Annotated in this window: 23 protein-coding genes; 10 read left to right on the top strand and 13 right to left on the bottom strand. The window is 71.1% G+C overall.

The genetic code is table 11. From position 1 onward, the window contains the following. Positions 1-77 precede the first annotated feature (77 nt). Entirely contained in the window at positions 78-1,529 is a 1,452-nt protein-coding gene (locus tag AB0383_RS18935; protein ID WP_366188026.1) for an aromatic amino acid ammonia-lyase, read from the bottom strand. A 42-nt stretch (positions 1,530-1,571) separates the two neighbouring features. Between AB0383_RS18935 and AB0383_RS18930 the strand changes: the two genes are divergently transcribed. Beyond that, positions 1,572-2,441, top strand: a complete 870-nt coding sequence (locus AB0383_RS18930) for a MurR/RpiR family transcriptional regulator (RefSeq protein WP_366188025.1) — start codon at positions 1,572-1,574, stop codon at positions 2,439-2,441. 144 nt (positions 2,442-2,585) lie between these two features. Continuing rightward, positions 2,586-3,764, top strand: coding sequence for an MFS transporter (locus AB0383_RS18925; protein WP_366188024.1), 1,179 nt, complete (start codon positions 2,586-2,588; stop codon positions 3,762-3,764). 16 nt (positions 3,765-3,780) lie between these two features. On the opposite strand, the gene AB0383_RS18920 is transcribed toward AB0383_RS18925, so the two are convergent. Then, entirely contained in the window at positions 3,781-4,032 is a 252-nt protein-coding gene (locus AB0383_RS18920) for a hypothetical protein (protein WP_366188023.1), read from the bottom strand. Between the two features lie 252 nt (positions 4,033-4,284). On the opposite strand from AB0383_RS18920, the gene AB0383_RS18915 reads away from it, so the two are divergent. Continuing rightward, the gene (locus tag AB0383_RS18915) at positions 4,285-4,740 is read left to right on the top strand and encodes a hypothetical protein (RefSeq protein WP_364179947.1); all 456 of its coding nucleotides are present in this window, start codon (positions 4,285-4,287) and stop codon (positions 4,738-4,740) included. Here AB0383_RS18915 and AB0383_RS18910 read toward each other — a convergent pair. Then, positions 4,732-5,205: a nuclear transport factor 2 family protein gene (locus tag AB0383_RS18910; protein ID WP_366188022.1), complete on the bottom strand. Its 474-nt coding sequence runs from the start codon at positions 5,203-5,205 to the stop codon at positions 4,732-4,734. The two genes, AB0383_RS18915 and AB0383_RS18910, sit on opposite strands and share 9 nt — an antisense overlap. A gap of 64 nt (positions 5,206-5,269) precedes the next feature. Between AB0383_RS18910 and AB0383_RS18905 the strand changes: the two genes are divergently transcribed. Next, positions 5,270-6,121 carry a sigma-70 family RNA polymerase sigma factor gene (locus tag AB0383_RS18905; RefSeq protein WP_364180028.1) on the top strand — a complete coding sequence of 284 codons (852 nt, stop codon included), beginning with the start codon at positions 5,270-5,272 and terminating at the stop codon, positions 6,119-6,121. Between the two features lie 9 nt (positions 6,122-6,130). On the opposite strand, the gene AB0383_RS18900 is transcribed toward AB0383_RS18905, so the two are convergent. From AB0383_RS18900 to AB0383_RS18890, 3 genes are all read right to left on the bottom strand, one after another. Then, the gene (locus AB0383_RS18900; protein ID WP_366188021.1) at positions 6,131-6,676 is read right to left on the bottom strand and encodes a type VII secretion system-associated protein; all 546 of its coding nucleotides are present in this window, start codon (positions 6,674-6,676) and stop codon (positions 6,131-6,133) included. A 44-nt stretch (positions 6,677-6,720) separates the two neighbouring features. Then, entirely contained in the window at positions 6,721-11,817 is a 5,097-nt protein-coding gene (locus AB0383_RS18895) for an RHS repeat-associated core domain-containing protein (RefSeq protein WP_366188020.1), read from the bottom strand. A 121-nt stretch (positions 11,818-11,938) separates the two neighbouring features. Then, positions 11,939-13,258, bottom strand: a complete 1,320-nt coding sequence (locus AB0383_RS18890) for a Bcr/CflA family multidrug efflux MFS transporter (protein ID WP_366188019.1) — start codon at positions 13,256-13,258, stop codon at positions 11,939-11,941. Positions 13,259-13,482: 224 nt separating this feature from the next. Between AB0383_RS18890 and AB0383_RS18885 the strand changes: the two genes are divergently transcribed. Then, positions 13,483-14,616 carry a hypothetical protein gene (locus AB0383_RS18885; RefSeq protein ID WP_366188018.1) on the top strand — a complete coding sequence of 378 codons (1,134 nt, stop codon included), beginning with the start codon at positions 13,483-13,485 and terminating at the stop codon, positions 14,614-14,616. Here the strand turns inward: AB0383_RS18885 and AB0383_RS18880 are convergent. Continuing rightward, complete coding sequence (locus AB0383_RS18880) at positions 14,582-15,328, bottom strand: helix-turn-helix domain-containing protein (RefSeq protein ID WP_366188017.1); 747 nt, start codon at positions 15,326-15,328, stop codon at positions 14,582-14,584. The genes AB0383_RS18885 and AB0383_RS18880 overlap by 35 nt on opposite strands. Before the next feature lie 383 nt (positions 15,329-15,711). Here AB0383_RS18880 and AB0383_RS18875 point away from each other — a divergent pair, with 383 nt between their 5' ends. From AB0383_RS18875 to AB0383_RS18860, 4 genes are all read left to right on the top strand, one after another. Beyond that, a complete protein-coding gene (locus AB0383_RS18875; protein ID WP_364179963.1) occupies positions 15,712-16,149 on the top strand; it encodes a VOC family protein in 438 nt (145 codons plus the stop codon). Between the two features lie 115 nt (positions 16,150-16,264). Beyond that, the gene (locus tag AB0383_RS18870) at positions 16,265-17,317 is read left to right on the top strand and encodes a zinc-binding dehydrogenase (RefSeq protein ID WP_364179965.1); all 1,053 of its coding nucleotides are present in this window, start codon (positions 16,265-16,267) and stop codon (positions 17,315-17,317) included. A gap of 34 nt (positions 17,318-17,351) precedes the next feature. Next, complete coding sequence (locus tag AB0383_RS18865; RefSeq protein WP_366188016.1) at positions 17,352-17,840, top strand: VOC family protein; 489 nt, start codon at positions 17,352-17,354, stop codon at positions 17,838-17,840. Between the two features lie 14 nt (positions 17,841-17,854). Next, the gene (locus AB0383_RS18860; protein WP_366188015.1) at positions 17,855-18,643 is read left to right on the top strand and encodes a MerR family transcriptional regulator; all 789 of its coding nucleotides are present in this window, start codon (positions 17,855-17,857) and stop codon (positions 18,641-18,643) included. 161 nt (positions 18,644-18,804) lie between these two features. Here the strand turns inward: AB0383_RS18860 and AB0383_RS18855 are convergent, their stop codons facing one another. The 6 genes from AB0383_RS18855 to AB0383_RS18830 form a co-directional block, all read right to left on the bottom strand. Then, on the bottom strand, positions 18,805-19,779 hold the full coding sequence (locus AB0383_RS18855; protein ID WP_366188014.1) for an NmrA/HSCARG family protein: 975 nt from the start codon (positions 19,777-19,779) through the stop codon (positions 18,805-18,807). A gap of 114 nt (positions 19,780-19,893) precedes the next feature. Further along, a complete protein-coding gene (locus AB0383_RS18850) occupies positions 19,894-20,502 on the bottom strand; it encodes a response regulator transcription factor (protein ID WP_366188013.1) in 609 nt (202 codons plus the stop codon). After that, complete coding sequence (locus AB0383_RS18845; protein WP_366188012.1) at positions 20,499-21,584, bottom strand: sensor histidine kinase; 1,086 nt, start codon at positions 21,582-21,584, stop codon at positions 20,499-20,501. The genes AB0383_RS18850 and AB0383_RS18845 overlap by 4 nt, the downstream gene beginning before the upstream one ends. Positions 21,585-21,609: 25 nt before the next feature. Further along, positions 21,610-22,044, bottom strand: coding sequence for a hypothetical protein (locus AB0383_RS18840; protein ID WP_366188011.1), 435 nt, complete (start codon positions 22,042-22,044; stop codon positions 21,610-21,612). Positions 22,045-22,153: 109 nt separating this feature from the next. Further along, positions 22,154-23,773, bottom strand: coding sequence for an ABC-F family ATP-binding cassette domain-containing protein (locus AB0383_RS18835; protein ID WP_366188010.1), 1,620 nt, complete (start codon positions 23,771-23,773; stop codon positions 22,154-22,156). A gap of 304 nt (positions 23,774-24,077) precedes the next feature. Continuing rightward, positions 24,078-25,565: an alkaline phosphatase family protein gene (locus AB0383_RS18830; protein ID WP_364179979.1), complete on the bottom strand. Its 1,488-nt coding sequence runs from the start codon at positions 25,563-25,565 to the stop codon at positions 24,078-24,080. Between the two features lie 227 nt (positions 25,566-25,792). Here AB0383_RS18830 and AB0383_RS18825 point away from each other — a divergent pair, with 227 nt between their 5' ends. Next, positions 25,793-26,149 carry a hypothetical protein gene (locus AB0383_RS18825; protein ID WP_366188009.1) on the top strand — a complete coding sequence of 119 codons (357 nt, stop codon included), beginning with the start codon at positions 25,793-25,795 and terminating at the stop codon, positions 26,147-26,149. Positions 26,150-26,255: the final 106 nt, after the last annotated feature.

Below are 26,255 nucleotides of genomic sequence, written 5' to 3'. Positions count from 1 at the left end.
CACCGGCGATGACGTTCGGGCATGACCCGGTCCCAGCGCCAACTCTCGACGGAAATCCCGTCCGGGAGGCGAAGTCATCACAGCGCAGCGAGCCGATCCAGCAACCGTTCCGCCAGGCTGATCTCGGCGCTCAGCGGGTGGTCCTCCGCGATATAGGGCAGAGCGCCCTCCGCGAGGCGGAAGGCTTCGCGCAGCGGGGTGTTCGGCAGGGCGACCCCGGAGAGGCGCAGGGCGCGCACGGCGGCGAGGAGTTCGCAGGCCAGGGCGGTGCGGTAGGCGGCGGTCGCGGCGACCGTGCTGCGGACGGCGTGCGTGGAGAAGCTCGCGTGGTCCTCGAGGCCGCGGGAGATGACCGCGGTGCCGAGCGTCACGGGGGACGAGGCGTGGCGGAGGGTGCCCAGGGCGTCGTGGGCGACGTATTCCAGGATCATGATTCCGGAGCTTCCGGCGGGGCCCTGGGCGAGAAAAGGGGGCAAGCCGCTGAGATCCGGCTCGACGAGGTCGCCGAGGCGGGCGGTGGACAGCTCGGCGACGTGGTGCAGAGCGGCGCGCAGGTGGTCGAAAGCCAGTGCGACGTGGGCCGTCGAGAACTGGCCGTGGTGGTAGGCCTGCTGGGTTTCCACGTCGATCAGCGGGTTCTCGGCCGCGGCGTTGATGTCGATGTCCAGGACCCGCTCCACCGAGGCCGCCGCGTCGAGGGCCGGGCCCTGGACCTGGGGGAAAGCGCGCAGGCCGAACGGGTCCTGCAGGCGGCGGCCCTCTACGACCTCATCGCCTTCGAACAGCAGCCGGCGGAGTTCGGCGGCGCAGAACACGGCGCCGGGGTGGGGGCGGGCGGCGTGGACGCGCGCCGAATAGGCCTCGGCGGAGCCGCCGAGCGCGCAGAAGGTCAGAGCCGTCACCACATGGGAAGCGGACAGCAGCCGGCGCAGGTCGTGCCAGGCCAGGACGGCCTCGGCGAGAGTGGCGGCGTTGCTGGAGATGAACGCGAGCGCGTCGCCCGGGCTGATCGGCAGCGGGTCGAGGTCGCCGGCGGCCCACGGGAGCTCACCGGCCAGTGTCAGGGCGACCTCGGCCAACGCGGTCAAGTCGCCGGTGCCGATGGCGCCGCGCGAGTGCACCAGAGGCAGAGCCCCGACCCGCAACGCCGTCTCCAAAGCACGCAGCAGCCGCGGGTGCACACCGCTGCCCCCGGCCGCCAGTTGGTTGAGCCGGACCGCCATCACGGCGCGCACGACCTCGTCCGCCAGCGGCTCGCCCGTCCCGCCGGCGTGGCTGCGCAGCAAGCGCAACCCGTGGCGGTCAGCCGACTCCGGGTCGACGACCGTGTGCCGGTTCGCGCCGACGCCGGTCGTGCGGCCGTAGACCGCGCGCTTGGCGCCCAGCTCCACCGCCAGTTCGTAGCTCGCCGCGGCGCCGGTCACGGCTTCGGGCGCCAGCTCCGTCCACGCGCTGCGACGAGCCACGCGGACCACGTCGGCGCAGCGGAGGCCGGACCCGCTGATCTCGATGCGGCTGGAGTCGGTCATCGCCACCCCTCTTGACAAGTTTTCATTCATTCCTATGGTGACATGAAACTATTCATTCGCGATCAACGCAAGGACGGGAGGCCCGGGTTGTCCCGGTCGCTGCACGAGCTGCTCACCGCCCACCGGCTCACCCCCGCGCAGCGGCGCATCGCCAGCTACCTCACCGACCACGCGGCGGAGGCGGCAGCGCTCACCAGCGGCGAGCTCGCGGAGTACGCGCAGGTCAGCCAGCCGTCGGTCACGCGGTTCGTCGCGTTGCTCGGCTTCGACGGCTATGCCGGGTTCCGCCGCTACCTGCGCGAGGCCGCGGCCGAGCCCGAGTCGGAGTGCGGCGGCAACAAGTTCCAGGACGCCATCGACGCCGACCTGCGCAACCTCACCGCCCTGCGCGCGCAGCTGGCCGACGACACACGGCTGCGCGCGATCGCCGCGACGCTCATGGACTCGGTGCCGCTCGTCGTCGCCGGCTACCGCGTCTCGGCCGCGCAGGCCGCGTCGTTCGCTTATCTCGCCACCAAGATCCACCCGGACGTCCGCCTGCTCACGGACCCCGGCAGCGTCTTCGGCGACGCCCTGCGCCACGCCCACCGGCTTGGCGCCCGGACGCTCGTCCTCGTCGCGCTCCCCCGCTACCCCCGGGAGAGCGCCGCGGCCCTCGAGCAGGCTCGCGCACTGGGCCTGCGCACCCTCCTGATCACGGACCGGCCCGTCTCGGCGCTCACCCCGCTCGCCGACGACGTGCTGCATGCGGGCGTCGCCTCCGAGTTCGTGTTCGACTCCCACGCCGCGGTCACCTCCCTGACCGTGGCGCTCGTCGAGGCGATGGCCGACGCGGCCGGCGCCCTGGCCCGGCAACGACTGGAAGGCTTCGAAGACTATGCCGCAGAGCAAGACCTCTTCCTCCCCGAGTAAAGAGGGAGGAGGGTCCGCAGCGTCAAATTCTGCAGGGTTCGACGACGTCCCGCTCAACCGCTTCCACCTCCGCATCACCGCGCTGACCTTCTGCGCCAACTACTCCGACGGCTACGGCTCGGCATCATCAGCATCGCCCTGCCGTTGATCGCGGCGCAGCTCGGGTTCGGCACGGTGTGGGAGGGGCTGCTCGGCGCGTCGGCGCTGATCGGGATTTTCCTCGGCAGCATCGTCGTCGGCTGGGCGGCGGACAAGATCGGCCGCCAGCGGCTGTACACAGTGGACTTCCTGTTGATCGCCGTCGCGTCGGCCGCCGAGTTCTTCGTGACCAGCCCGACGCAGCTGTTCATCCTCAGACTGTTGATCGGCATCGGCATCGGCGCCGACTACGCACTCGGGCCGACACTCGTCGCGGAGTTCGTGCCCCGCAAGTACCGCGGCGGGCTGCTGGCTTCGCTCACCGTGCTGTGGACGGTCGGCTACGTCGCGGCGTTCTTCCTCGGCAACTACGTCGTGAGCCTCGGTGGCGAGTCGTGGCGCTGGCTGCTCGCGTCGAGCAGCATCCCCGCGATCGCCGTGGTGCTGCTGCGCATCGGTGTGCCGGAGTCGCCGCGGTGGTTGCTGTCGCAGGGCCGCGTCGACCAGGCGCGGGCGGTCGTCGAGCGGCTGCGCGGCGACGTCGAGGCGTTCGAAGACCTCGTGCACAACCACGTCTCGGCGCGGCGCGTGCGCTACCGCGAGCTGTTCGGCAAGAAGTACTGGCGCAACACGGCGTTCGGCACGATCTTCTACAACGCCCAGGTGGTGCCCTACTTCGCCATCTACACGTTCCTGCCGCTGGTGCTGCTGAAGATGGGGGTCGGCGAGGAGGACACGACCAGCGACGGCCTGCTGAACCTGTTCCTGCTCGCCGGCAGTCTCTGCGGTCTGTGGCTGGTGGCGAAGATGTCGCGGCGCGGGCTCACGATCTGGTCGTTCGTGGTCCTCATCGCGACGATGGCGCCGATGGCGATCTGGCCCGACGCGCCCACCGCGTTGCTCTTCCCGCTGTTCCTGGTCTTCACGTTCACCATGTCCGCCGCCGTGAACCTCGACCAGGTCTACCCGCCGGAGCTGTTCCCCACCGACCTGCGCAGCTCCGGCGTCGGCCTGCTCAACGGCCTCAGCCGCGTCGGCTCGGCCATCGGCACGTTCCTGCTGCCCCTGGCGCTGGACGGCATCGGCTTCTCCCCCACCATGCTGATCCTCACGCTGGTGCTGGTGGGCGGCCTGGTCGTCTCGCTGCTGTGGGCGCCGGAGACGAAGAACTCGACGATGGACTGACCTATCGCGGACTGACCTACCGCGCAGCCTCTGCCGCGAGCCGAGGCTGCGCGAGGCCGGTTTTCAACGCCGCGGCCATGGTCGCCACACGGTGGCCCTGCGCGCGGGCCGCGGCCAGCGCCGGCTCGTCGACGGATATCGAGCCGTCCTCGCCCGTGATGTGGCTTGCGCCGTAAGGGTTTCCGCCCGAGTCCTTGGCGTGGCCCTTGAAACCGGGCGGCACGAGCACGCCACCGAAGTGGTAAACGGAGTTGTACAGCGCGAGCAACGTCGTCTCCTGCCCACCGTGGGCCGAGGCGCTCGAGGTGAACCCGCGGCAGGGCGATCCTGCAGCACCCTTCGGACATGACCCGCTCCCCTCGCTGCTCCGGCACGTCAGATCGTGTCATCCAATACAGTCTCACCCGACACATTGATCGAAACTAGCCAACGCGACGCCCACCTCATCCCGCACGGGCGAGGACTCCGGCGCGCGGCCGGTCCACCGTGGGGCGACGGGAAACCGACGAGAGGCACCGCTATGTCTGACTACATCCGGATGCAGGGAACGGACCCGCGGGCGATGGACTCGGCGCGGCCGGGCTTCGCCGAACCGCGCGCGGCGAACGGGTGGACCGCGTTCGCGGCCACGATCGCGATGCTCGCCGGCTTCTTCAACATCATCATCGGGCTCGTGGCGCTGTTCAAGAACGACTTCTACGTGGCCGCGCCGGGCGGCTACCTCGTGCTGAACCTCACCGGCTGGGGCTGGCTGCACCTCATCGTCGGCGCGCTCGCGGCCGCCGCCGGCGCCGCCCTGTTCAGCGGCGCCGGCTGGGCCAAGGTCGTCGTGGTGATCCTGGCCGGGTTCAACGCGCTGGCGATGCTCGCGTTCATCTCGGCCGCCCCGGCGTGGGGGCTGATCGTGATCGTGCTCGACGTCCTCGTGATCTGGGCCGTGATCGCCCACTCCTCGGAACCCGAAACTTCAGTCTGAGAGCTTCCCGGGCATGACCTCACCCAGCGCGGGTGAGGCCTTTCCCGTGAGCGGGGTGCTGTCGACGTAGTGCATCTCGTACGCGCGCTCGGTGAACTTCCAGCCGTCGGCCGTGCGCCGGTAGCTGTCGTGGTACACGGAGTGGCTGAGGTGCGAGATGCCGTCGCGCAGCCGCCCGAACTCCACGATGTACGCGCGTCCGGTGGCGGTGTCGCCGTCGAGGTGGATCGAGCCCGGGTGCACGGTCTGCAGGAAGTACTCCCACAGCTGCCGCGAGCGCTCGATCCCGCGGCGGATCCCGTCCCGGCCGACGAGCTCGATGCCGGCCTCGGGAATGCGCCAGATGCCGTCCTCGTCGAAGAGCGAGGCGAGGCGGTCGAAGTCGCGCATCATCCCGGCGTCGGTGAACTCCGCGCACAGCGCGCCGAGCTCGACGCGGTCGGCGATGGCCTGGAAGTCGGTCATGGTTCTCCTGTCACATCTTTCGTCCGTGGTCCGTCAACCCTCTGACGGACCACGACGGAGGAACCTGACAGTGGACGCAGTTCTGGTTGAGCAGTTCGAAGCCCACCGCGGCCACCTTCGCGGGGTCGCCTACCGGATGCTGGGCTCGGTGACCGAGGCCGAGGACGCTGTGCAGGAGGCCTGGCTGCGGCTTTCGCGCGCCGACACAGGCGGCGTGGCGAACCTCGGCGGCTGGCTGACCACGGTCGTCAGCCGCGTGTGCCTCGACGTGCTGCGCTCGCGCAAGTCCCGTCGCGAGGAGCCGCTGGAGACGCACGTGCCGGACACGATCGTCGCCGACCCGGACCCCGCCGAGGAGGCGGTGCTCGCCGACTCGGTCGGGCTCGCGCTGCTCGTGGTGCTGGAGACGTTGTCGCCGGCCGAACGGCTCGCGTTCGTGCTGCACGACCTGTTCGGCGTGCCCTTCGCCGAGATCGCGCCGATCGTCGACCGCACCCCCACCACCGCCGCGCAGCTGGCCAGCCGTGCCCGCCGCCGGGTCCGGGGCGCCGCGCTGCCCGACGCCGGCGTCGCCGCGCAACGCGAGGTCCTCGACGCGTTCCTGGCCGCCTCCCGCTCGGGTGACTTCGACGCGCTGCTCGCTGTGCTCGACCCGGACGTGGTGCTCCGCGCCGACGCCGGTGTCACCGGCGGCTCACGGCTCATCCGCGGTGCCGCCCGGGTGGCGAGCCAGGCGGTGCTGTTCGAGCAGCTCGGTGCCGAGAGCCGGCCCGTGCTCGTGAACGGTGCGCCCGGCCTGCTCGCGATCCTCGACGGCACGCCGCGGGCCGTGTTCTGCCCGACGGTGCGCTCCGGGCGGATCGTCGAGATCAACATCCTCGCCGACCCGGCGCGGCTCGCCCTGTTGGGCCTGTGACCCCCGAACTCAGCCGGCCAAGGTGGCGCCGGGCACTCGCACGTTGAGCGCGCTGCCCTCGTTGAGCAGCAAGTCGCGGGTCGCCAGCTCGGCCGCGAGCTCGCGCACCGCCACGGCGCGGAACTCCTGGCCGGGCTGTGATTCGGGCAGGTAACCCTCGGACGTGTAAGCGGGAACCACCTCACCGTCCTCCTGCGCCATCGTCACGACCGGGCGGTCCGGTTCCGCGACCACGTAGACCGTGGCGCCGAGCAGCGCCGCGTGGACGCCCTCGTTACCGCCGTTGCCGGTGATGACCGCCTGCAACGCGGCCTCCAGCTCGTTGGTGGGCCGCGGAATACCCAGCGCCAGCGTGCTCGGGCGGTAGTCCGGGTTGGGGATGAACTCGCCCGCGACCTCGCCGTGCTCGTCGACGCGGTAGGCGCCGGCGATCGCGGCGCCCGGCACGTCCTCGGCGCCTTCCATCGCCGGGTCCACCACGTAGAGCCAGCTGTCCGGCGACTGCCGCGCACGCTCGCGCAGCTCCGCGGGCAGCGGTTCCGGGGTGGTATCCACAACTTTCTCCGATCCGTCGTCAGGCTCAGGCTAGCTCGGCGTGCTCAGTCCTTGGGTGGCACGGGCGGAGGTGGTGGGTCCTGGGGCTTCGGAACGAAGCCTGGGTTGGGCTCATATTGGAGCTGGGGCACGAGCTTGTGATCATTCGGATAGATGATGTTCGGGTGCGCGCCCGGCTGCCCGGCGCCGACGTTGTAGTACCCCTCCACCTTGTACGCGCCGGAGATCTGCGAGCCCGGGATGTGGTCGACCGCGGCCCATTCGTTCTGACCATCCATGGTGGGCACGTGGTCCGGGTGTGAGGGCAGGTGGACCATTTTCCCGGGATCGGTTTCGATCTCGTAGATGTAACCCTCGTGCTTGAAGAACATCGTGTCGTCGGACTTGCCCCAGAACCCGGTCTTTGTCGACTGCGTGATTTCCCCGCCGACCTTCTGCGGCACGAACTGGTATCCGGTCTCGACGTCGCCCGAGGTGGACACGTACCCACTCCCGGAACCGTACGACCGGTGCTGGTGCCCGGCGATGTCGTAGTTCGGACCCTTCGGCCCCGCGCCCTGTCTGATCGCGTCGGACGTGAGGCCGTCCTTGAAGATGGTCTCCGGCGGCGCGCCCGAGCCGTGGTAGACGTACTTCGGCGTCTTGTCCGGTCCCGGGTTGTGCGAAAAATCGGGCGCGTCCTGGTGCTTCTTCCCGTCTGCCGCGGAGTTCGACGGACCGGCTTCGGCCGAGGTGTCCGCGTCACCCGACTTGTGCGACGGCCCGGGTTCCGGCGACGGCGAGCGCGACGGGTTCGGCGTGCTGCCGGTGTCGCCGACGTGGGCGGGTTCGTCCGTGCTGCCCGCCCGGCTCGACGTGGTGCCGGTGCCGCCTCCCGACTTGCAGCTCGTCGGTGCCAGGCCCAGCGGGTCGGCGACGCGGAGCGGGTTGCTCACGTACGCCGCCGGGTTGGGCGCGGGCGCGAGGCCCAGTGGGTCCTGGCTGACGTAGCGGCCCGAGGCGGGGTCGTAGTAGCGGTAGACGTTGTAGTGCAGCCCGGTTTCCACGTCGAGGTACTGGCCGGGGAAGCGCAGCGGGGTGGCCGTCGCGCCGCCGCTGCCCGGCAGGTCGCGGCCCCACACCGTGGTGCGGCCCGACCAGACCGGCCGGCCCTCGGCGTCGAGCAGCTCGGCGGGCCGTCCGACGGGGTCGGTCACGATCGTGTGGAACAGCCGGACGCCGCCGGTGCTCTCGTGCTGTGCCACCGGCGCGTCGGTGTCCGGGTCGTAGTCCCACGTGCGCACGCGGGTGGTTCCGTCAGCGAGCCGGTGCGACTCCTCGACGAGTTTCCCGCCGTCCCACACGAACTCGACCTGCTCGGCGATCTCGCCGCCCGGCCCGAACCGCTGCTTCGCGATTCGCCGGCCGACGGGGTCGTAGCGGTACCGCCACCGCGTGCCGTCGGGGGTGGTCACGCCGGTCAGCCGGTCCTGGCCGTCCCAGCCGTAGCTCCATACGAGCTCGCCGACACGGCGCTGGACGACCCGGCCCTGTGCGTCGTGGCGGTAGGAGATCGCGCCCGCCGAGGTGAGGGTGTTGCCCACGTACGCCCGCGGGCCGCTTTCGGGCGCTGCCTGTCCCGCCACGCCGCTGAAGACGATGTTGCCCGCCACGTCGTAGCGGAAGCCCTCGCGCCGATCGGCCGCGATCGCTTCGACGACGCGGCCGGCCGGGTCGAGCCGGAAGTCCGCGGTGCCGGAGAGGCTGTCGGAGGTGCGAACGAGGTGGCCGTCGGCCCGGTAGTCGTAGCGCCGGCGCAGGCTCGGGCCCTCCTGCGCGGTGAGGCGCTGCTCGGCGTCGTACGCCTGGGTCAGCACGACCGTGCCGTCCAGCGAACGGCCCGTCTCCTTGCCCGCCGGGTCGCGGTCGAAGGCGAGCACGTGTCCCCCGCCGGCGAGGCCGACCGGAGCGCCCCGCTCGCCGAAGGACCACGAACTGTCCACTCCGGACGGTGTGCGCCGGGTGACCCGGGTGCCGTCCGGCGCGTAGGAGAACGTGGTGGTGCGGCCGTTGGTCGTCTGGGCGATGACGCGACCCCGGTCGTCGCGGTCGTACTCGATGACCGCGTCGGCGTTCTCCGCGCGGCGGAGCCGGCCGACCGGGTCGTGGGAGTACGTGGTGAGCCCGTGGGGCGCGCGCCGCGCGACGACGTTGCCCAGCGTGTCGTAGGTGAGCTCGGTGAGCTCGCCGAGGCCGTTGAACGCGCGGGTGAGCTGTCCGGCGGCGTCGTACTCGAACCGCAGCGTGCGGCCGTCGAAGTCGCGCTCTTCGGTGACGCGGCCCGCGTGGTCGTAGACGTAGCGCCAGGTCAGGCCGAGCGGGTTGGTCACCGCCAGCAGGCGCAGCTCGGTGTCATACGCGTACGTCGTGCGCCCGCCCGCCTCATCGATCTCGGCGACGACCACGTCGAACGGGCCGTACTCGCGCCGCGTGACGGCGCCCGTCTCGCTGACGTGGGCGACGTCGTTGCCTTCGCCGTCGTACGACCACTGCTCGCGTCCGCCGGCAGGGCCGGTGCGCGCGGTCCGCAGGCCCTCGACCGTCCAGTCGAGCCGCACCTGGCCGCCGGGCGTGTCGACGAGCGCCGGCCGGCCGAACAGGTCGGGGACGTAACCCTTCGTGGTCCGCCCGGCCTCCGCGACCGCGTCGGGCAGCACAGCCGCGCTGCCGACGCCCTCGTGGCGGAACTCGCCCGCCACGCCGAGGCGCGCCGAGAACGGGTCAATCGGCTCGTCGTACGTGCGGGTCCAGGTGCGCTCGCCGTCGCGGACCGCGATGGCCGCGACGAGCCCGCCACGCAGCGCGACCTGCACGACGCTGCCGTCGGGCCGGACCACGCGGCTCAGCGCGCCGGCGTCGTCGTACTCGTAGGACGTGGTGCGCCCGAGCTTGTCGGTGCGCATGAGCAGCCGGTCGTAACGGTCCCAAGTGGACACCGTGGCGTGGCCCGCCGCGTCGACCTCCCGTACGACCTGGCCGGCCTCGTTGAGGTGGTACTCGGTGCGGTGGCCGAGCGAGTCGCTGTAGACGGTGACGAGGCGTTCGCGGTCGTAGGTGAAGCTGCCGTCGCGGAAGCCCTTTTCCCCCAAGGTCTTCACGCAGCGTCCGGCCGCGTCGTACACGTAGCGGTACCAGGTTCCGGTGCGGTCCTGCCAGCCCGTGACGCGGCCCTGGGTGTCGTAGTCGAACAGCATCGGGCGGCCCGAGGAGTTCACGACCTGGGTGAGCCGGCCGTCGGGGTCGTAGCCGTAGCGGGTGACCAACACGCTCTCACCCGAGGCGGGGTTCACGACCGACATCGCGGTGATCCGGTCGCGGGTCACGGTGAAGGCGACCTCGTACCCGTCGGAGTGGCGGATCCGCGCCGGGCGCCCCGTCCGGTCGTAGTCGACGTCGAAGCGCTGCTCGGCCCCGGCCACTGCCGTGAGCGGCAGCACGCCGGGAGCTTCTCCCACCACCGGGTCGAAGCGGAGACTGGTGCCACGCAACGGTTCTTCCAGCACGTAGCTGCCGTCGAGCCGCCGGGTCAGCGGCAGCCGCGGCCCCTCCACCGGCAATCCCGTGGCGCCCGGTGCCGGCAGCGGGTACACGAGCACCATGCCGTCGGGCGAGAAGTAGCAGACGTCCTCGTCGTCGATCTCCAGGCGCTGGTCCACTGTGGACGCCCAGGAGCGGCCGAACCACCGCCCGGCGCGGTAGGAGGAGACGTGCGTGCGCTCGAGCGAGAGCTCGAGGTCCAGCGGCAGCACCAGATCGATCTGGTCGAGGATCATCTCGCCGGTGGCGACGTCGACGGGGTCCGACGCGCACACGCGGCTGTCCTTGTCGACCGACGTGTCGCGCGGGTTGTCCGGTTTGTTCGACGGCGGGGCGCTCTTGGGCGTGCCGCCCTTCGGGGTTCCGCCACCACCGGCGCCCGCCGGCACCGGGTCCGGATCAGCCTTGAGCGGGGGTGGGTCGCTCTTCACCGGCGGCGGGGTGCCACCTCCACTTCCGGAGGAGCCACCGCCGCCGGAACTCGACGCGTGGGTGGAATCGTCGCCACCCTTCGACGCCGGCGGCGGGGTGTAGTCCTTGGCGTCGCCGCTGTAGCCCGAGGCCGACGTGCTGTCGTCGCCGCCGGATTTGCCGGGCGGCGGGGAGTAGTCCTTCGGCGTGCCTTCGTAGCCGGAGCTTTTCGTGGAGTCGTCCGCACCGGATTTACCCGGCGGCGGCGTGTAGTCCTTGGGGGTGCCTTCGTAGCCGCCGCCCTTGGGCGTGCCGCCGCCGTCGCCGCCGGGGGTTTTCACCGGCGGCGCCTCGGGGGTGCCAGAGAGGTCCTTGGTCTTGGGCGACGGGGCGACCTTGCCGCCCTTGAGGCCCTTGAACGCCTTCCCCGCGTCCTCGAACAGCGTCCCGGCCTTCTTCAGCAACGGCACCAAGGCCTTGAGCGCCTTCACCAGCTTCGTGACCAGACCGGTGATCTGCGACGCCGTCTTCGCCACCGCGCTCACGACCTGCGGCACCACCCAGGCCAACCCGATACCCAGGGTGAACACCACCTGCAACGCCCAGCTGATCATGTGCCCAATCAGCTCGGAAATGATGTCGCGCACCAAAGTGCGGACCGCGGCCACCACCTCACCCGCGGTCTTCACCCCGGACGAAGCGCCTTCACAGCCCTTCTGCGCCGCCTGCAACGACGTCGCCAGGTCCTGCCCCCGCTGCCGGTAGGCATCCGAGGCCGAACCCGACCACGACTGCAAGTCCGCGTTGATCGCGTCGTTGAGATCGGAGGCGACGCTGCCCAGCTCCTTGGCGACGTTCGCCCACGTCTCCGACTGCGCCTTGATCTGATCCGCGTTGCCGGTCAACCCATTGAGCGCGTCCTTGAGCGGACCGACGTGCTCCATCAACCACGACACGCCCGCCGCCAGGATCGCCCCGAACGGATCCATCGCCATCGACAACGCATCCAGCGCCGTCCCGACCGCGCCCATCGCCACCGACGCCCAGTCACCCGACTCGATGGCCGTCGACAGGTCGTTCGCGGATTCGAGCAGCGAAATACCCGAATACGCCTTGGTGGAGTCTTGCGTCGGCGCGATCAGCGGATTACTCACCGCGTCAAGTTAGCAGCGCCGAACGGGCGGATCGCTTGCGCGATGGGCTATTGACTCGTTGGTGCCCCTTTGGTACAGCCTGCCTGGCAGGGCGGGCAGAATGCCCGCGCTCCTGAGGCGGTCAGACCGCGTCGGCGCAGGCGACGGCCTCGGGCTCGGGCCGGGCCGCGGGTTCCGGCTCGGTCACCCGCTCGTCGCCGGCCGACTCGTCCGGGACCGTGAGCTCCCACGGCCGGGCAACAACCCACAGGACGACGCCCGCCAGCAGGATGCCGCTGAACATCACGATCCCCATGGCGGCGGCGTTGTTGCCGATCAGGCCCACGACCGGCGACACGGCCGCGCCGATGCCGAACTGCACGGCACCCAGCAGCGACGCCGCGGTGCCGGCGTTGTCACCGTGGGAGTTCAGGGCGACCGCGGGCGCGTTGGGCAGGATCAGGCCGGCGAAGAACAGCACCGCCCACACGGGCACCGCGACGCCGAACATCCCGCCGAAGCCGGTGAGCGCCGTGACCAGCAGGACCGCCGAGGCCACGACGGCCGCCACGCTCGCGACGAGCAGCACCTGGGCCGGCTCGTAGCGGTTCATCAGCCGCGCGTTGACCTGCGTCGCGGCGATCAGCCAGATCGCGCTGGCGCCGAAGAGCAGGCCGAACTGCTGCTGGTTGAGACCGAACTCCTGCTGGAACACGAACGAGCCACCGCTGATGAACGCGAACAGCCCGGCCATCGCGAGGCCGGCCACGATCACCAGGCCGATGAACGAGCGGTCGGTGAGCAGCCCGCGGTACGAGCGGACCGTCGCCTTGAGCTCCCACGGCTGGCGGCGCTGCTTCGGCAGCGTCTCCGGCAGGGCCAGCGCCGCGGCGATCGCGCTCGCGAGCCCGATCACGGCGAGCACCACGAACACGCCACGCCACTCGGTCCAGCTCAGCAGGGCGCTGCCGAGCGTCGGCGCGAGCACCGGCGACACACCCATCACGAGGATCAGGCGCGACAGCAGCTTCGCGGCGTTGCGGTCGGTGTAGAGGTCACGCACCACAGCCAGCGCCAGCACCGCGCCCGCGGAGGCGCCGAGGCCCTGCAGGATGCGCGCGCCCGTGAGCAGCTCGACGTTCGGCGCCACCAGGCAGAACAGCGAGGCACCGACGTGGATCAAACTGCCGGTGATGAGCGGGATCCGCCGGCCGAACGCGTCGGACAGCGGCCCGACCAGCAGCTGCCCGAGCGCCAGCCCGAGCACGGTGCCGGTCAGCGTCAGCTGGATGGTGGACTCGGACGTGAGCAGGTCCTGCGCGATGGTCGGCAGCGCGGGCAGGTACATGTCGATGGACAGCGGGCCGAGTGCCACGAGGACACCCAGGATCAACACCAGCTTGAGCTGTCCGCCCCCAGCGGACACTCCTGCGCCGGGTGCGGCTTCCAGCCTGTTCGTCACAGCATCTCCCTCAGTCGGTAGCCACCTCACTCCTACGACGAACGGGACTCGCCTATTCCGACATCCTTCCCAGATCACACCGCGCCTTTCTCCGGGTGACGCCTCGTGGTTGCACCGCTACGACAAGGTAATCCGGGATTCACCCGCCAGAAATGTCCACAATAGACAGTTCGCATACGACAGATCACCCCCGCGGGGAGACTCTGTCGTGGCAAGGTGACGCGGTGGTGGAATCACTGCCCTCGGGGCCGGGAATGGCGGTGCGGCGAATCGCCGCGGGAGTGCTGGTGCTCGTGGGGCTCCTGGGGCCGTTCACGGCGTTCGGGTGGAGCACGACACCCGGGCTGGGCGCGCCGGTGATGCTGCGGGGCTTGAGCCCGTACGTGCTGCTGGTGCTGGGCTTCGTGCTCGTCTACCACCGGCGCCCGACGGTGTGGCCGGTGGCGCTCGGGTGGTGCGGGCTGCTGCTCGGGTTCGAGCTGCTCTCCTCCGGGGCGATCCAGATGGCAGTCGGCTTCGGCGAGGGCTGGCGAGGGCTCGTCGCGGCGCCGGTCGCCGTGGTCGTGGCGTACGGATGCGGTCGCCTCGCGCAGCTCGTGCTCAACCGGCCGCTCGGGCTCGACCTGGCCGGGGCCCGCACGGAGGTGGTGGTGCGCCTGACCGACGGCCGGCTGCTCCTCCAGTGGGACCGGCTCGTGCACGGCAGCACCGGCAAGCTCGGCAACGCTCGCGCCAACGGCCCCGGCCTGCTCTACAGCGAGCTCGCCTACGCCCAGCTCGGCCAGGTCGGCGACCAGTCGGTGCTGCGGGTGGCCGGCGAAGGTCGGCAGTGGCTGCTGCACCTGGAGCACGCGAACCCGCAGCAGGTGCTCGACCTCGTCGTCGCCCGGGCCGAGAAGGCGCGGAAGGACCCGAAGCTCGCCGGCGAGAACAACGCCGACCGCGCGGTGGCCGTGCAGCGCCACGGCGAGGCCGTCGCCGACGTCCGGGCCGGCACCACCGCGATGGCCGGCGGCAGCCCCGGGTTCAAGGCACCGGTGTTCGTGCTCGTGGTCGCCATCGCGTGCCTGACGATCGCGGTGATGTCCTTCTTCCCCGCGCTGCCCAACCTCGTGTTGACCGGACCCGCGTCGCACACCAACGTCGCGGGCGGGATCGTGTTCGGGCTCGTCGGGCTGATCGCCGCGCGCACCTATCGCCGCTCCCGCCGGGGTCTGCGGTACCTGCGGAACCACTCGGGCGAAGGGCTCGGGCAGCCCCTCGAACCGCAGGTCGCGCCGGTGCCGGGGTGGAGTGCCCTCGGGCCGGCCGTGATGATGCCGGTCAGTCCGGCGACGGCGCCGGCAGCGGAGCACTGAGCCACGGCGAGCCCGAGCCACGCACCTCGCCGACGCCCAGGCCACGCCGGCGACGGATCAACGTCCGCAGGGTGCCGCCGTTGAGGTAACCGACGCGGGTGGCCACGGCGTCGACGGTCAAGCCGGTCGTGCGCGGCAGGTGGATCGCGCGCTGCAGCCGGATCTCGGTGATCAGCTCGCGCGGCGACATTCCCAGCTCGGCCTGCAGGGTGCGTTGCAGGCTGCGTTCGGTCACCCCCAGCTCGCCCGCCAGCGCCGCCACCTGCAGCGACTCCCCCAGCCGCGACCGCACGCGGCGTTCGAACGCGGCGACCAGCGGGTTGCCGCGCACGAGGATCTCCGTGGCCGCGAAGTCCTGTTGCGTGGTGCGGTTGCCGATGAGCAGATAGCGGCTCACGAGGTCGGCCAGCGCCGGACTGGAGGCCGCGACCAGCGACAACGCCAGGTCCAGGTGCGCGAGCGCCGCCCCCGCGGTGATCACGTCCTCGCCAACGCAGAGCGTGCGCGTCTCGTCGACGTCGACGCGCGGGTAGCGGCGGCGCAGCGCCAGGCCGAGCCACCAGCTGGTGGTGGCGCGCACGCCGTCGAGCACGCCGGCCTCGGCCAGGAAGAACGCGGCCGTGCAGGCCGCGGCCACGCGGGCGCCGGCTTCGCGCGCGGCGTTGAGGGCGTGCACCACGGTGCGACCCGACGCCCCGCTGACCTCGCGCACCGAGCGCTTCGGGCTGCGGGATTTCGACGGCGGGCACCAGCAGCAGGTCGGGACCTTCGGCCAACACGGTTTTCACGGGTTCCGCGGGGATCGTGTACCCGTGCGCCGAGCGGACGGCGCCACCGGCGGACACCGTGCGGATGCCGAACGGACGCGGCGGATCCGGCAGGTCAGCGGCGAGTCCGTTGACCGTCCGGAGCACTTCCAGCACCGCGGTGAGGCCGAAATCGGCCACGCCGTCGACGACGAACACCGCGACGTCCAGGTCGGGAACGGTGCCGAACTCGTCGGACCCGACACTTCCGAGGCGACCAAAGTGGACCTAGCGTGCGAACCAGGCACCGTCGCCGAGGGGTGGCGGGCCGAACCGGAAGGCGGCCACCATGCCGATCCTCAGCGCCCTGGGCGGCGTCCACCACCTGCGGCTCACCGTGACCGACCTCGACCGCTCGCGCGCCTTCTACACCGAGGTGCTCGGCTTCGGTGTCGCGGCCGAATCGCCGGGCAGCCCGGACGACCCGGCCATCCGGGCCGACCGCGAAGCGCTCTACGGCGGAGTCGTACTCGCCAACGAGAACCTGATCCTCGGCCTGCGTCCGGTGGCCGAGAAGGCCGACCGGTTCGAGTCCGAACGCGTCGGCCTCGACCACCTGAGCTTCCAGCTCGGCTCGATGGCCCGGCTGCGGGAGGCACAGGAGCGCCTCGACGCCACGGACGTCGTGCACGGCACGATCCGCGAGCTGCCGGCGTTCGGCATCGCGATCCTGTCCGTCGACGACCCAGACGGCATCCACCTGGAGCTCACCGCCGCGCTCGAATAGTCCACTCAGGACAGTCCGGTGCACGGATGCCGGTACGGACGGTCAGCGGTCGTTGATCTTGGCGGCCGCTGATCGTTAGTGTCGGCGCATAAGCCGACCCGAAAGAGGAGTTCCCATGAGCGGCCTGCCGGCCACGATGCGAGCGGCGCGGTTCGACGCGGCGTCGAAGAAGCTGAGCGTGGAGACGGTGCCCGTGCCGACCCCGGGGCGCGGTGAGGTCGTGGTCAAGGTCGCGGCGTGCGGGATCTGCCACTCGGACCTGACCCAGCTCGACGGGCACTTCACCCCGAAACTGCCGGTGATCACGCCCGGGCACGAGACGGCCGGAACCGTCGCCGCCGTCGGCGAAGAGGTCGGCTTCTGGTCGCCGGGCGACCGCGTGGTCGTGGCCGCGGGCCGGCCGTGCGGCACGTGCCGCGAATGCCGCCAGGGCGGCGGGATCGACGTGTGCGAAAAGCTCGAGATCATGGCCTTCGACTACGACGGCGCCTGGGCCGAGTACGTGGTCACGCCCGCGACGACGCTGGTCGGTGTGCCGGAGCACGTGCCGCTGGAGCAGGCCGCGGTGCTGGCCGACGCGGTCTCGACCCCGTACGGCGCCCTCGACACAGCCGGCCTGCGCCCCGCGGAGGCCGTCGGGATCTGGGGTCTCGGCGGGCTGGGCACGCACCTGGTGCAGCTCGCGCGCATCTGCGGCGCGTCGCCGATCGTGGCGCTCGACCCGCTGCCGGCGGCCCGCGAACGCGCGCTCGGCCTCGGCGCCGACTTCGCGCTCGACCCGCTCGACGAAGCCACGCCGGACAAGCTCGCGGACATCACCGGTGGCCACGGGCTCGACGTCGCGTTCGACTGCGTCGGCCGGGGTGCCAGCGTCAAGCAGGCCGACCGCGCGCTCGGCCACCGCGGCCGGCTGGTGCTCGTCGGGATGTCGCCCGACCAGCTGGAATTGGGGGCCGAGCTGAACTTCGTGCGGCGGCGCCACACCGTCGTCGGGCACCTCGGCTACCGCATGAAGCACCTGTCCGACCTGGTGGAGCTCGTCGCCCGCGGGCGGCTGGACGTGTCGGGCTCCGTGAGCGCGATCCTGCCGCTGGAGGAAGCCGCCGAGGGCGTGCGGCGCCTGCGCGAGCACGACGGCGACCCGATCCGGGTGTTGCTTCGCCCTTGACCCTGACGTAGCAGGAGGGTCGAGCATCGAAGGCGTGACCGAATACACCAGCCCCGTCCCGATGCCGGCACTCGACGCGATCGCGCCGGAGCCCTACCGCGGCATCTACGGCATGCCCATTTTCCCGCTGCTCCCGACGGCCGACCTCGAGGAGTCCAAGGACTTCTGGTTGCGCGGCCTCGGGTTCATCGACCTGTTCTCCATCCCCGGCCGGATCACCCACCTGCGGCGGTGGGCGTTCCAGGACGTGCTGCTCGTGCCGGGTGAAGTCGGGCCCGGCTCCGCGTTGGCCATCAGCTTCTCGTGCGTTCTCTCCCAGATCGACGAGGTCGCCGCGCGGTGCGAGCAGCTGCGGCCGGGCTGCACGAGCGGTCCGGAGGTGAAGCCGTGGAACTCCGTCGAGCTCACGGTGGAGACGCCAGAACGGGTGCGGATCGTACTGACCGCCGCCCGGCCGATCGACCCCGACAGCGCCCAGGCCGCCGAGCTGCGCGCCGTCGGGATCGACGTTCCGCGCGGGTGAGCCACACTGGCCTGATGAGTGAAGGCCTCACCGTCGGCCGCGCGGCGGCGCTCGTCGGGGTCAGCGTGAAGACGCTGCACCACTGGGACGCGATCGGTCTCGTGCGCCCGAGCGAACGCACGGTTGCGGGGTACCGGGTGTACTCGGGCGACGACATCGCCCGGGTGCACCGGGTCCTCGTGTACCGCGAGCTGGGCTTCCCGCTCGCCGAGATCGGCCGGCTCCTCGACGACCCGGCCGTCGACGCCCGCGAGCACTTGCGGCGCCAGCGCACCGAACTCGTCGACCGGATTTCCCGCCTGGAGACGATGGTGTCGGCCGTCGACCGCATGCTGGCCGCCGCGAAGACCGGCATCCAGCTCACGCCGGAACAACAGGTGGAGATCTTCGGGTCCGACTGGCGCCCGGAATGGATCGGCGAAGCCGAAACCCGCTGGGGTGACAGTCCTCAGTGGACTCAGTACGCCGAGCGCGCCGCCGCGCTGAGCCCCGCGGACTGGCGGGAAGTCACGGCCCGGGTGGAAAAGCTGAACGCCGACCTGGCGACCGCGCACCAGACCGGCGTCAAGCCGGGCTCCCCCGAGGCCAACGCGCTGGCCGAGCGCCACCGCGCGGCCATGACCACCTACTTCGACTGCCCCCACGCCCGCCACGTCTGCCTCGGCCGGCTGCTGGCGGAGGACGAGGGTTTCGCGAGTTACTACAGCGGTTTATCGCCGGACCTGGCGCCGTGGCTGCGCGAGGTGATCAGCGCGAACGCCGCGGCCCACGGCGTCGACCCGGAAACCGCCACCTGGGACTGACTTGTCGCCCGGCACAACCGGAAGTGCTCGCCGGCGGCGCAGCGCGACCGGCCCCGCCGACGAGCGTTCCCCCGCACGGCGGTGCCTCACCGCCACCGCACGCAACCCGGACCACCGTGCGCCGTCCCCCGACGGCGTCGCCCGGTGGTCCGGAACTCGAATCAGTCGGTCAGCAGCTCCGACTTGTGCTCCCGCAGCCACTCCTCCAGCGGCTTCAGCCGCGGGTTGATGCGGCGCACGCGCTCGAGGTCGCGGGACTCGACGAACGAGTCGGCGGCGTCGGCGTAGAACTGGTACATGTTGCCGATTTCGACGGCGCCCGGGTAGCCACCGGCGCGGACCTCGTCGTGGGTCTGGGGCCGGTAGACGACCTCCTCGCCCAGCACCTTCGTGAACAGCTCCGCCAGCTCGACTCCCGTGTAGTGCGCGCCGGCGAGGCCGACGGTGCGGCCGATGTACGTCGGGCCGGCTAGGAAGATGCCGTAGGCGGTGCGGCCGATGTCCTCCGACGCGACCAGCGCCATCACGGAGTCGCCCATCGGGTTGGTCAGCACGAGCTTGCCGTCGGCGCCGCGGTGCACGCCTTGCCCCTTCAGGAACGACTCGTAGTAGAACGTCGTCTCCAGGAACGTCGTGGGCACGCCCTGCTCGGTGAAGAACCGGTTGCCCTCACCCTTGGCGTCGAAGTGGGGCACCGTGTACTTCTCGAGCAGCGTCGGCAGCTCGAGGCCCTGGTGCTCGAAGTGCGGGCGCGTGTCCTCCAGCGTCGACCAGACCACGTGCTTCAGGCCGGCCTGCTTCGCGGCGCGCGCGGCGATCTCCGCCTGGTCGAGCTCCATCTGCGCCCGCGTGCGCGCCGCCTCCTCCTCGGGTGTGCGCTGGACCCAGAAGTTCGTGACCACGTACGCGCCATACGCGCCTTCGAACGCGCGCAGCACGCCGGCCTCGTCGTCGAGATCGGCCGCCACGACCTCAGCGCCGCGCGCCGCCAGCTCCTTCGCCGCCGGGGACTCGACGTCGCGGGTCAGCGCGCGAAGGCTGAACGGTCCCTGCGGGTCGTCGAGGATCGCCCGGGCCAGACCACCGCCCTGCGAACCGGTCGCCCCCACCACGGCAATGATCTTCTTGTCGGTCATCGGGTTCCTGCCTCTCTTGTCGGATTTTTCCCGAACGAGTTCCAGGCTGTCCCTCTTTTCCGGACGACACCTCGCCACGCCGTGGGTACCCACAGCGGGGGACGGCACAGGCTGTCACAGCCAGCCACGCTCGTCGGCGACCCGCAGTGCTTCCATCCGGTTGCGCGTGCCCGTCTTGGCGATCGCCGCCGACAGGTAGTTGCGCACCGTGCCCTCCGACAGGTACAGCGTCGCCGCGATCTCGGCGACCGAGACCCCCGACCGGGCGGCGATCAGCACGTCGCGCTCGCGCGCGGTGAGCGGCGACTCCCCCGCCGCCAGCGTCGCGACGGCCAGCGCCGGATCCACCACGCGCTCACCGGCGACCACGCGGCGGATCGCGGCGGCCAGCGTCTCGGCCGGCGCGTCCTTCACCACGAACCCGACGGCACCCGCCTCCATCGCGCGCCGCAGATAGCCCGCACGCCCGAACGTGGTCAGCATGACCACGCGACAGCCCGGCGCTTTCTTGGCGAGCACGGCCGCCGCGGCCAGACCGTCGAGACCCGGCATCTCGATGTCCAGCAACGCGACGTCCGGCTGCTCCGCCAGCGCCGCGTCCACCACTTGGTCACCGCGGCCGACCGACGCGACGACCGCGAAGTCGTCTTCCAGCTCCAGCAGGGCGCACAACGCCTGGCGCACCAGGGCTTGGTCGTCGGCCAGCAGCAGTCGGATGGTCATGCCCGAGCCCCCATCGACACGCACAGCCGCCACCCCCGCGGCTGCACCGGCCCCGCCTCCATCCGGCCACCGGCCTCGGCGACGCGCGAGCGCAACCCGTCCAGACCGTTGCCCGGAGTAACCACCGCGCCCACCCCGTCGTCGCGCACTTCCACCTCCGAAGCCGAAAGCCGGACGGTGCAGCTCGTCGCACGAGCATGGCGCGCGACGTTGGTCAGCCCCTCCCGCACGACCCAGCCGAACAGCTCCTGGTGGGCGCCGTCGACCACGTCCGTCGCGGTGGGCAGGTCGGCCGTGACCCCGGAGGCGCGCAGCAGCTCCCGGCCGCGCGCCAGCTCCCCGGCCAGCGTCACGTCGCGGCTGCCCGAGACGGCCGCGCGCACGTCGGCGAGTGCCTGCCGGGAGAGGCGTTCGACCTCGCCGATCTCCTCGAACGCGCGTTCCGCGTCCGTCTCCCCGAGCCGGCGGGCGAGATTGCTCTTCACCGTGATCGCGGTGAGCGAGTGGCCGAGCAGGTCGTGCAGGTCGCGGGCGATGCGGGTGCGCTCGGCTTCGGCCGCGAGCCGCTCGACCTCCGCGCGAGCCTCGACCAGCGCGCGGTTGGTACGGACCGCCTCGGAGAAGGCGTAGACCATCAACGCGGTGAACACGAGCGCGATGGCCTGCGCCCACGCCGGCCCGGAGTGCCACGGCCGCACAGCCGGCGGCACGACGATCGCCGCCAGCCCGGCCCCCAGGAGCACCGCCACCGCCGCTCTGCCGCGCAACTGCCGCATCAGAAACGCCACGACGACCGCGGCCAGGAAGAACGCGTCGGCCTGCGCGAAGGGCAACACGGCGAGGAACAGCACCGCCTGCGCGCCCAGTGACCACCAGAACACCCGCGGGGCCACGCGGTCCGCGGCGATCGTGGCCACCACGTAGCAGCAGCTGAACAAGCCCACGAGCACGCAGCCCACCACCGCGGTGGTGCCGCCGCGCGGCACCAGGCCGGCCACGGTCACCGCCGGGTACACGAGCATGCCGGCGTCGAGCACGAACCGGCGCCGCCCGAGCACCCAGCGATCGGCGTTGTCGTCCACGTGCGGCACGCTACCGGGGCCGTGGTCAGGCCCGTGCGAACAACGAGCGGACGTGCCGCCCGTTGACGATCAGCACCACGCCCAGCAGGAGCAGCGCGCACACGCCTTGTTCGGCTCGCAGCCACACCGGGAACGCGCCGGGCAGCGCCGCAATGACGACCAGGGCCACCAGCATGATCGCGGTGACCAACCGCAGCCGCAGGTAGGCGCGGCGCGAGCCCTTGCTCGTCCGGAGGGTGAAGGACAGCGTGAGCAGGGCGCTGGCCACGACGATCACCGTCCGCACCCAAACCGCGTCGGTGACCATCGTGGCGTTGTTGCGCAGCAGCACCACGGCGATGACCGTGAGCACGCTGAGCGTGAGGTAGGCGATGACGAGCAGTCTCGTGGTGCGGAAGGCCGAGAGGCTGCGCGGGTGGTTGAGGTTTTCGTGGGACACGGCGGCGGATCTGGCGTTCATGATTGTCCTTTCCGGACTGAGTGGAGGTCGCCCCTTGTTCTCCACCCATGCTGGGCGAGTGCGCCGGCTCGCAGCAGTGAGCCGGCGCATCAACCGCCCATGACATTTGTCAGGAATCCGACGGCGGCCCCGTTTCGGTCAGCTTGCCCTCGGCCAGCGTGAGCCAGCGGCCGATGCCCAGTTCGGCGAGGAAGCGGTCGTCGTGGCTCACGACCACGAACGCGCCCTGGTACGCGTTGAGCGCGCCCGTGAGCTGCTCCACGCTCGCGAGGTCGAGGTTGTTCGTGGGCTCGTCGAGCAGGAGCAGCTGCGGCGCCGGCTCCGCGCACAGCACGCACACCAGCGTCGCCCGCAGCCGTTCGCCACCCGAGAGCACCCGGACCGGCAGGTGCGCCCGCGGCCCGCGGAACAGGAAGCGCGCGAGCAGGTTCATCAGATCGGCCTCGGGCAGCTGCGGCGCGGCCGCGCGCAGGTTCTCCGCCACGGTGCGGTCGTCGTCGAGCAGGTCGAGGCGCTGCGAGAGATACGCGACGCGGCCGTCGGCCCTGGTCAGCAGCCCACTGTCGGGTTCGAGCAGGCCGGCGACGAGCCGCATCAATGTCGACTTGCCGACTCCGTTGGCGCCGATCAACGCGATCCGCTCCGGCCCGCGGATCGCCACCGTCGCGCCTTCGCCGGCGAACAGCTCCCGCACGCGCAGGCGCTCGCCGTGAAACACCGTGCGCCCGGCGGGCACGGCGGTGTCGGGCAGCTCCAGCACGATCGTGTCGTCCTCGCGCGCGGCGCGGTCGGCCTCGTCGAGCCTGGCCTTGGCGACGCCGAGCCGCTGCGAGTGCATGTCGTTGGCCTTGCCAGCCGACGACTCCGCGCGGCGCTTGATGTTGCCGAGCGCGATACGCGGGATGTCGGAGCCGGTACGGGCGCCGGTGGACGCCCGCCGAGCCGCGCGTTCGCGGGCCTGCTGCAGCTCGCGTTTCTCGCGCTTGACCTCCTGCTCGGCCGAGCGCACGTTCTTCTCCGCGACCTCGCGCGCGGCCTTCTTCGCGGCCTCGTACTCGGTGAAGCTGCCGCCGAACAGCCGCAGCGAACCGTGGTCCAGCTCCGCGACCCGGTCCATGCGGTCGAGCAGGTCACGGTCGTGGCTGACCAGCAGCAGCGTGCCCTTCCAGTCACCGAGCACGGTATGCAGCCGGCGGCGGGAGTCGCGATCCAGGTTGTTGGTGGGCTCGTCGAGCAGCAGCACGTCGGGCTGTTTGAGCAGCTGCGCGGCCAGGCCGAGCGACACGATCTGGCCACCGCTGAGGGTGTCGAGGCGGCGGTCGAGCGCGATGTCGCCGAGCCCGAGCCGGTCGAGCTCCGCGCGGGCGCGTTCTTCGATGTCCCAGTCGCTGCCGACTTTCGCGAAGTGCTCTTCGCTCGCGTCACCACCTTCGATGGCCGCGAGCGCGCGCACGATCGGCGCGATCTCCAGGACCTCGGCCACGGTCGGTTCTCCGGCGAGCGGCAGCGTCTGCGGCAGGTAGCCGAGCACGCCGTCGGTGGTCACCGACCCGGCGAGCGGGTGGAGCTCGCCGGCAATGAGCTTGAGCAGGGTGCTCTTGCCGGCGCCGTTGGGCGCGACGAGGCCGGTGCGACCCGGCCCGAGCGTGAAAGACAGGTCTTCGAAGACGGGGGTGCCGTCGGTCCAGGAAAAGGACAGGCCGGAACAGACGACGGAGGTCTTGGACATGGCAGGACTCTCAGGGTGGAGCGGGCGTGCGTGAGCCGCCCGGAGAACGACAGGGCAGGGTTTCAGGAAACGACAAGATGCGGTGTCGCTGCGGTGGTAAAAGCACCGAGCGCACCGCTGTCGTCGCCGGATTCACCCGGAGATGTCGTCCTCAGCCACCATGGTGGTGGTCAACTCCCTGGTCCCTCGCGTTCACAAGCACCACGACCTTATCAGCCGCGCGGTCGACGCGCCGCTGAAACCCCGCTCGCCGGTGCCGTCACCCGTCCGTCGTGAATGGACGGACGGGTGACGAATGCCGAGGTCAGGAGGTCTTCGGCCGGTGGCCGGGCTCCTGGTGGGGGAAGCTCTGCTGCGTGGTCGGGATGGGCGGCAGCGTGAACTGGCTGACCTCGTACTGCGCGAGGTTGTACTGGCCCGTGGTGTCGGGCAGCGTCGGCGCGTGCTTGGTGGCGTCGTGGAAGCGGAACGCCGAGGTGAGGTCGCCCACGGTGTGGCGGCGCCAGTCGGTGATGTTGGTTTCGCGCACGCCGGTCACGTGTTCCAGCAGCCGCAGCTGCGACGTGTGGTCGGACAGCTCCGAACACACCCAGCCACCCACGGTCCACGGCGACACGATGATGCACGGCACGCGGAAGCCGAGGCCGGTGGGCAGGCCGGCGCCGTCGACGCCGGTCACCGACTTCTTGAACACGAACTCACCCGGGGTGCCGGGCTTCGGGGTGGGCGGCACGACGTGGTCGAACAGGCCGTCGTTCTCGTCGTAGGACAGGATGAACGCCGTCTTGGCCCACACGTCGGGGTTGGCTGCGATGGCGTCGATCTTGCCGGCGACGAAGGTCGCGCCCGCCGCGGGCAGGCCGGCCGGGTGCTCGTCGAAGCCCGAGGGCGGCAGGATCCAGCTCACGGTGGGCAGCTGGTCGTGGGCCGCGTCGTACTCGAACTGGCCGAGCGGCTGCGGGTTCATGCCCTTCTCGAACAGGTCGTCGCCCGGCTTCGCGTTGAAGTACTGGGCGATGTGGGCGAGCGAGGCGAGCCCGGTCGTCCCGCCCGGCGAGTGGTAGATCTTCCAGCTCACGCCGGCCTCGGTGAGGCGCTCGGGGTAGGTCTTGAACGAGTACTGGCCGTTGGGCGCGCTCGTGGTCAGCGACGGGCCACCGAAGTCGCCCGCGGCGTCGATCGTGCCCGCCATCCACATGTGGCGGTTCGGGCCTGTGGGGCCGAGCACCGAGCAGTGGTAGGAGTCGAGGATCGTGAACGCGTCGGCCAGCGCGTACTGGAACGGGATGTCCTCACGGGTGAAGTAACCCATGGTGTACTGACCGTTGGTCTCGCCGTCGGCGGCGCGGTGAGCAGGCAGCCACTGGTCGTTCTTGCCGCCGTTCCAGGCCGCGTGCTGCACGGCCCACTCGTGGCTCGTCGACGGGATCGCCTGCGCGGCGGTCGACTTCGTGTCCAGGTGGTAGGGCAGCAGGTAACCCTTGGGGTTCTTCGCGTCCTTCTGGTAGAAGACCGAACTGCCGTCCGACTGGCGGGCGGCGTGAGGGTCGCCGAAGCCGCGGACGCCGGACAGCGTGCCGTAGTAGTGGTCGAAGCTGCGGTTCTCCTGCATCAGCATGACGACGTGCTTGAGGTCGGAGATCCGGCCGTTCTTCGGCGCGGGCGAAGCGATCGCCTTGCGGACGTTCGCCGGCAGCGCCATCGCGGCGGCGGCGAGACCGCCCGCGGCGGCCGCGGAACCCAGGAGGCGTCGGCGCGTGAAACCGTTGCCCTGGTCGGTGTTCTCGGTCATCGAGGTCCTTTCGGGGTGGGAGCCACGGGGAACACTCGTCTGCCGCGGTGAGCCATTCGCCCAGGAGTTGATGAGCAGCGGCTGAACTTCGGCCGAACTCGCCGTGGCGCAGTGACGTGCGCAACTCGATTTCCGGACTAATCGGTGGAATCAGACGTAGGATGCGTCCACTATGGAGTGTCATTTTTTCCGTCAGCGGAACGGCCGGTGGTTGCTAGGGTGCCGGTGTGAATCGCACGATCGCGGTGAACTACCCCGCGCCGATCCCGGTGGGCCACGTCGTCGAGGTGACCGAGTTCGCCGACACCCGCCCGGAGAAGAAGCGCCGCGGGTTCGACATGAGCGAGGCCTTCCGGCACCCGATGCTGTTCGACCGCACCACCGGGATCCGGTACATGAACCACGTCCACGCGTCCACGGGCGGCAACGGCGGGAACACGTTCACCCCCGTGCTCTACCCGGTGGTCCCCCGATCGGACCTCGCCGTGTCGGCTGTCTGGCTGGGCACCGTGGTGGCGTGCGCGCTCGTGATGAACGAGGGGCTGAGCGGGCAGCACACGACGTTGGTGCTGGCGCCGGCCTGACGGCTCGGCTTGCCGTGCTGAGCGGCACCGGCCGACGGCTGGCGTCGCGCTCTCGGGAGACCGAGCGCGCGGTCTCTGCCGCGGCGGCGCGCACGGCGCCGGCCAC

Source organism: Amycolatopsis sp. NPDC051373, assembly GCF_040689465.1.
Classification (GTDB): Bacteria; Actinomycetota; Actinomycetes; order Mycobacteriales; family Pseudonocardiaceae; genus Amycolatopsis.
Note: the sequence above shows the minus strand (reverse complement) of the source record. Positions and strands in the feature narration are given on the sequence as shown.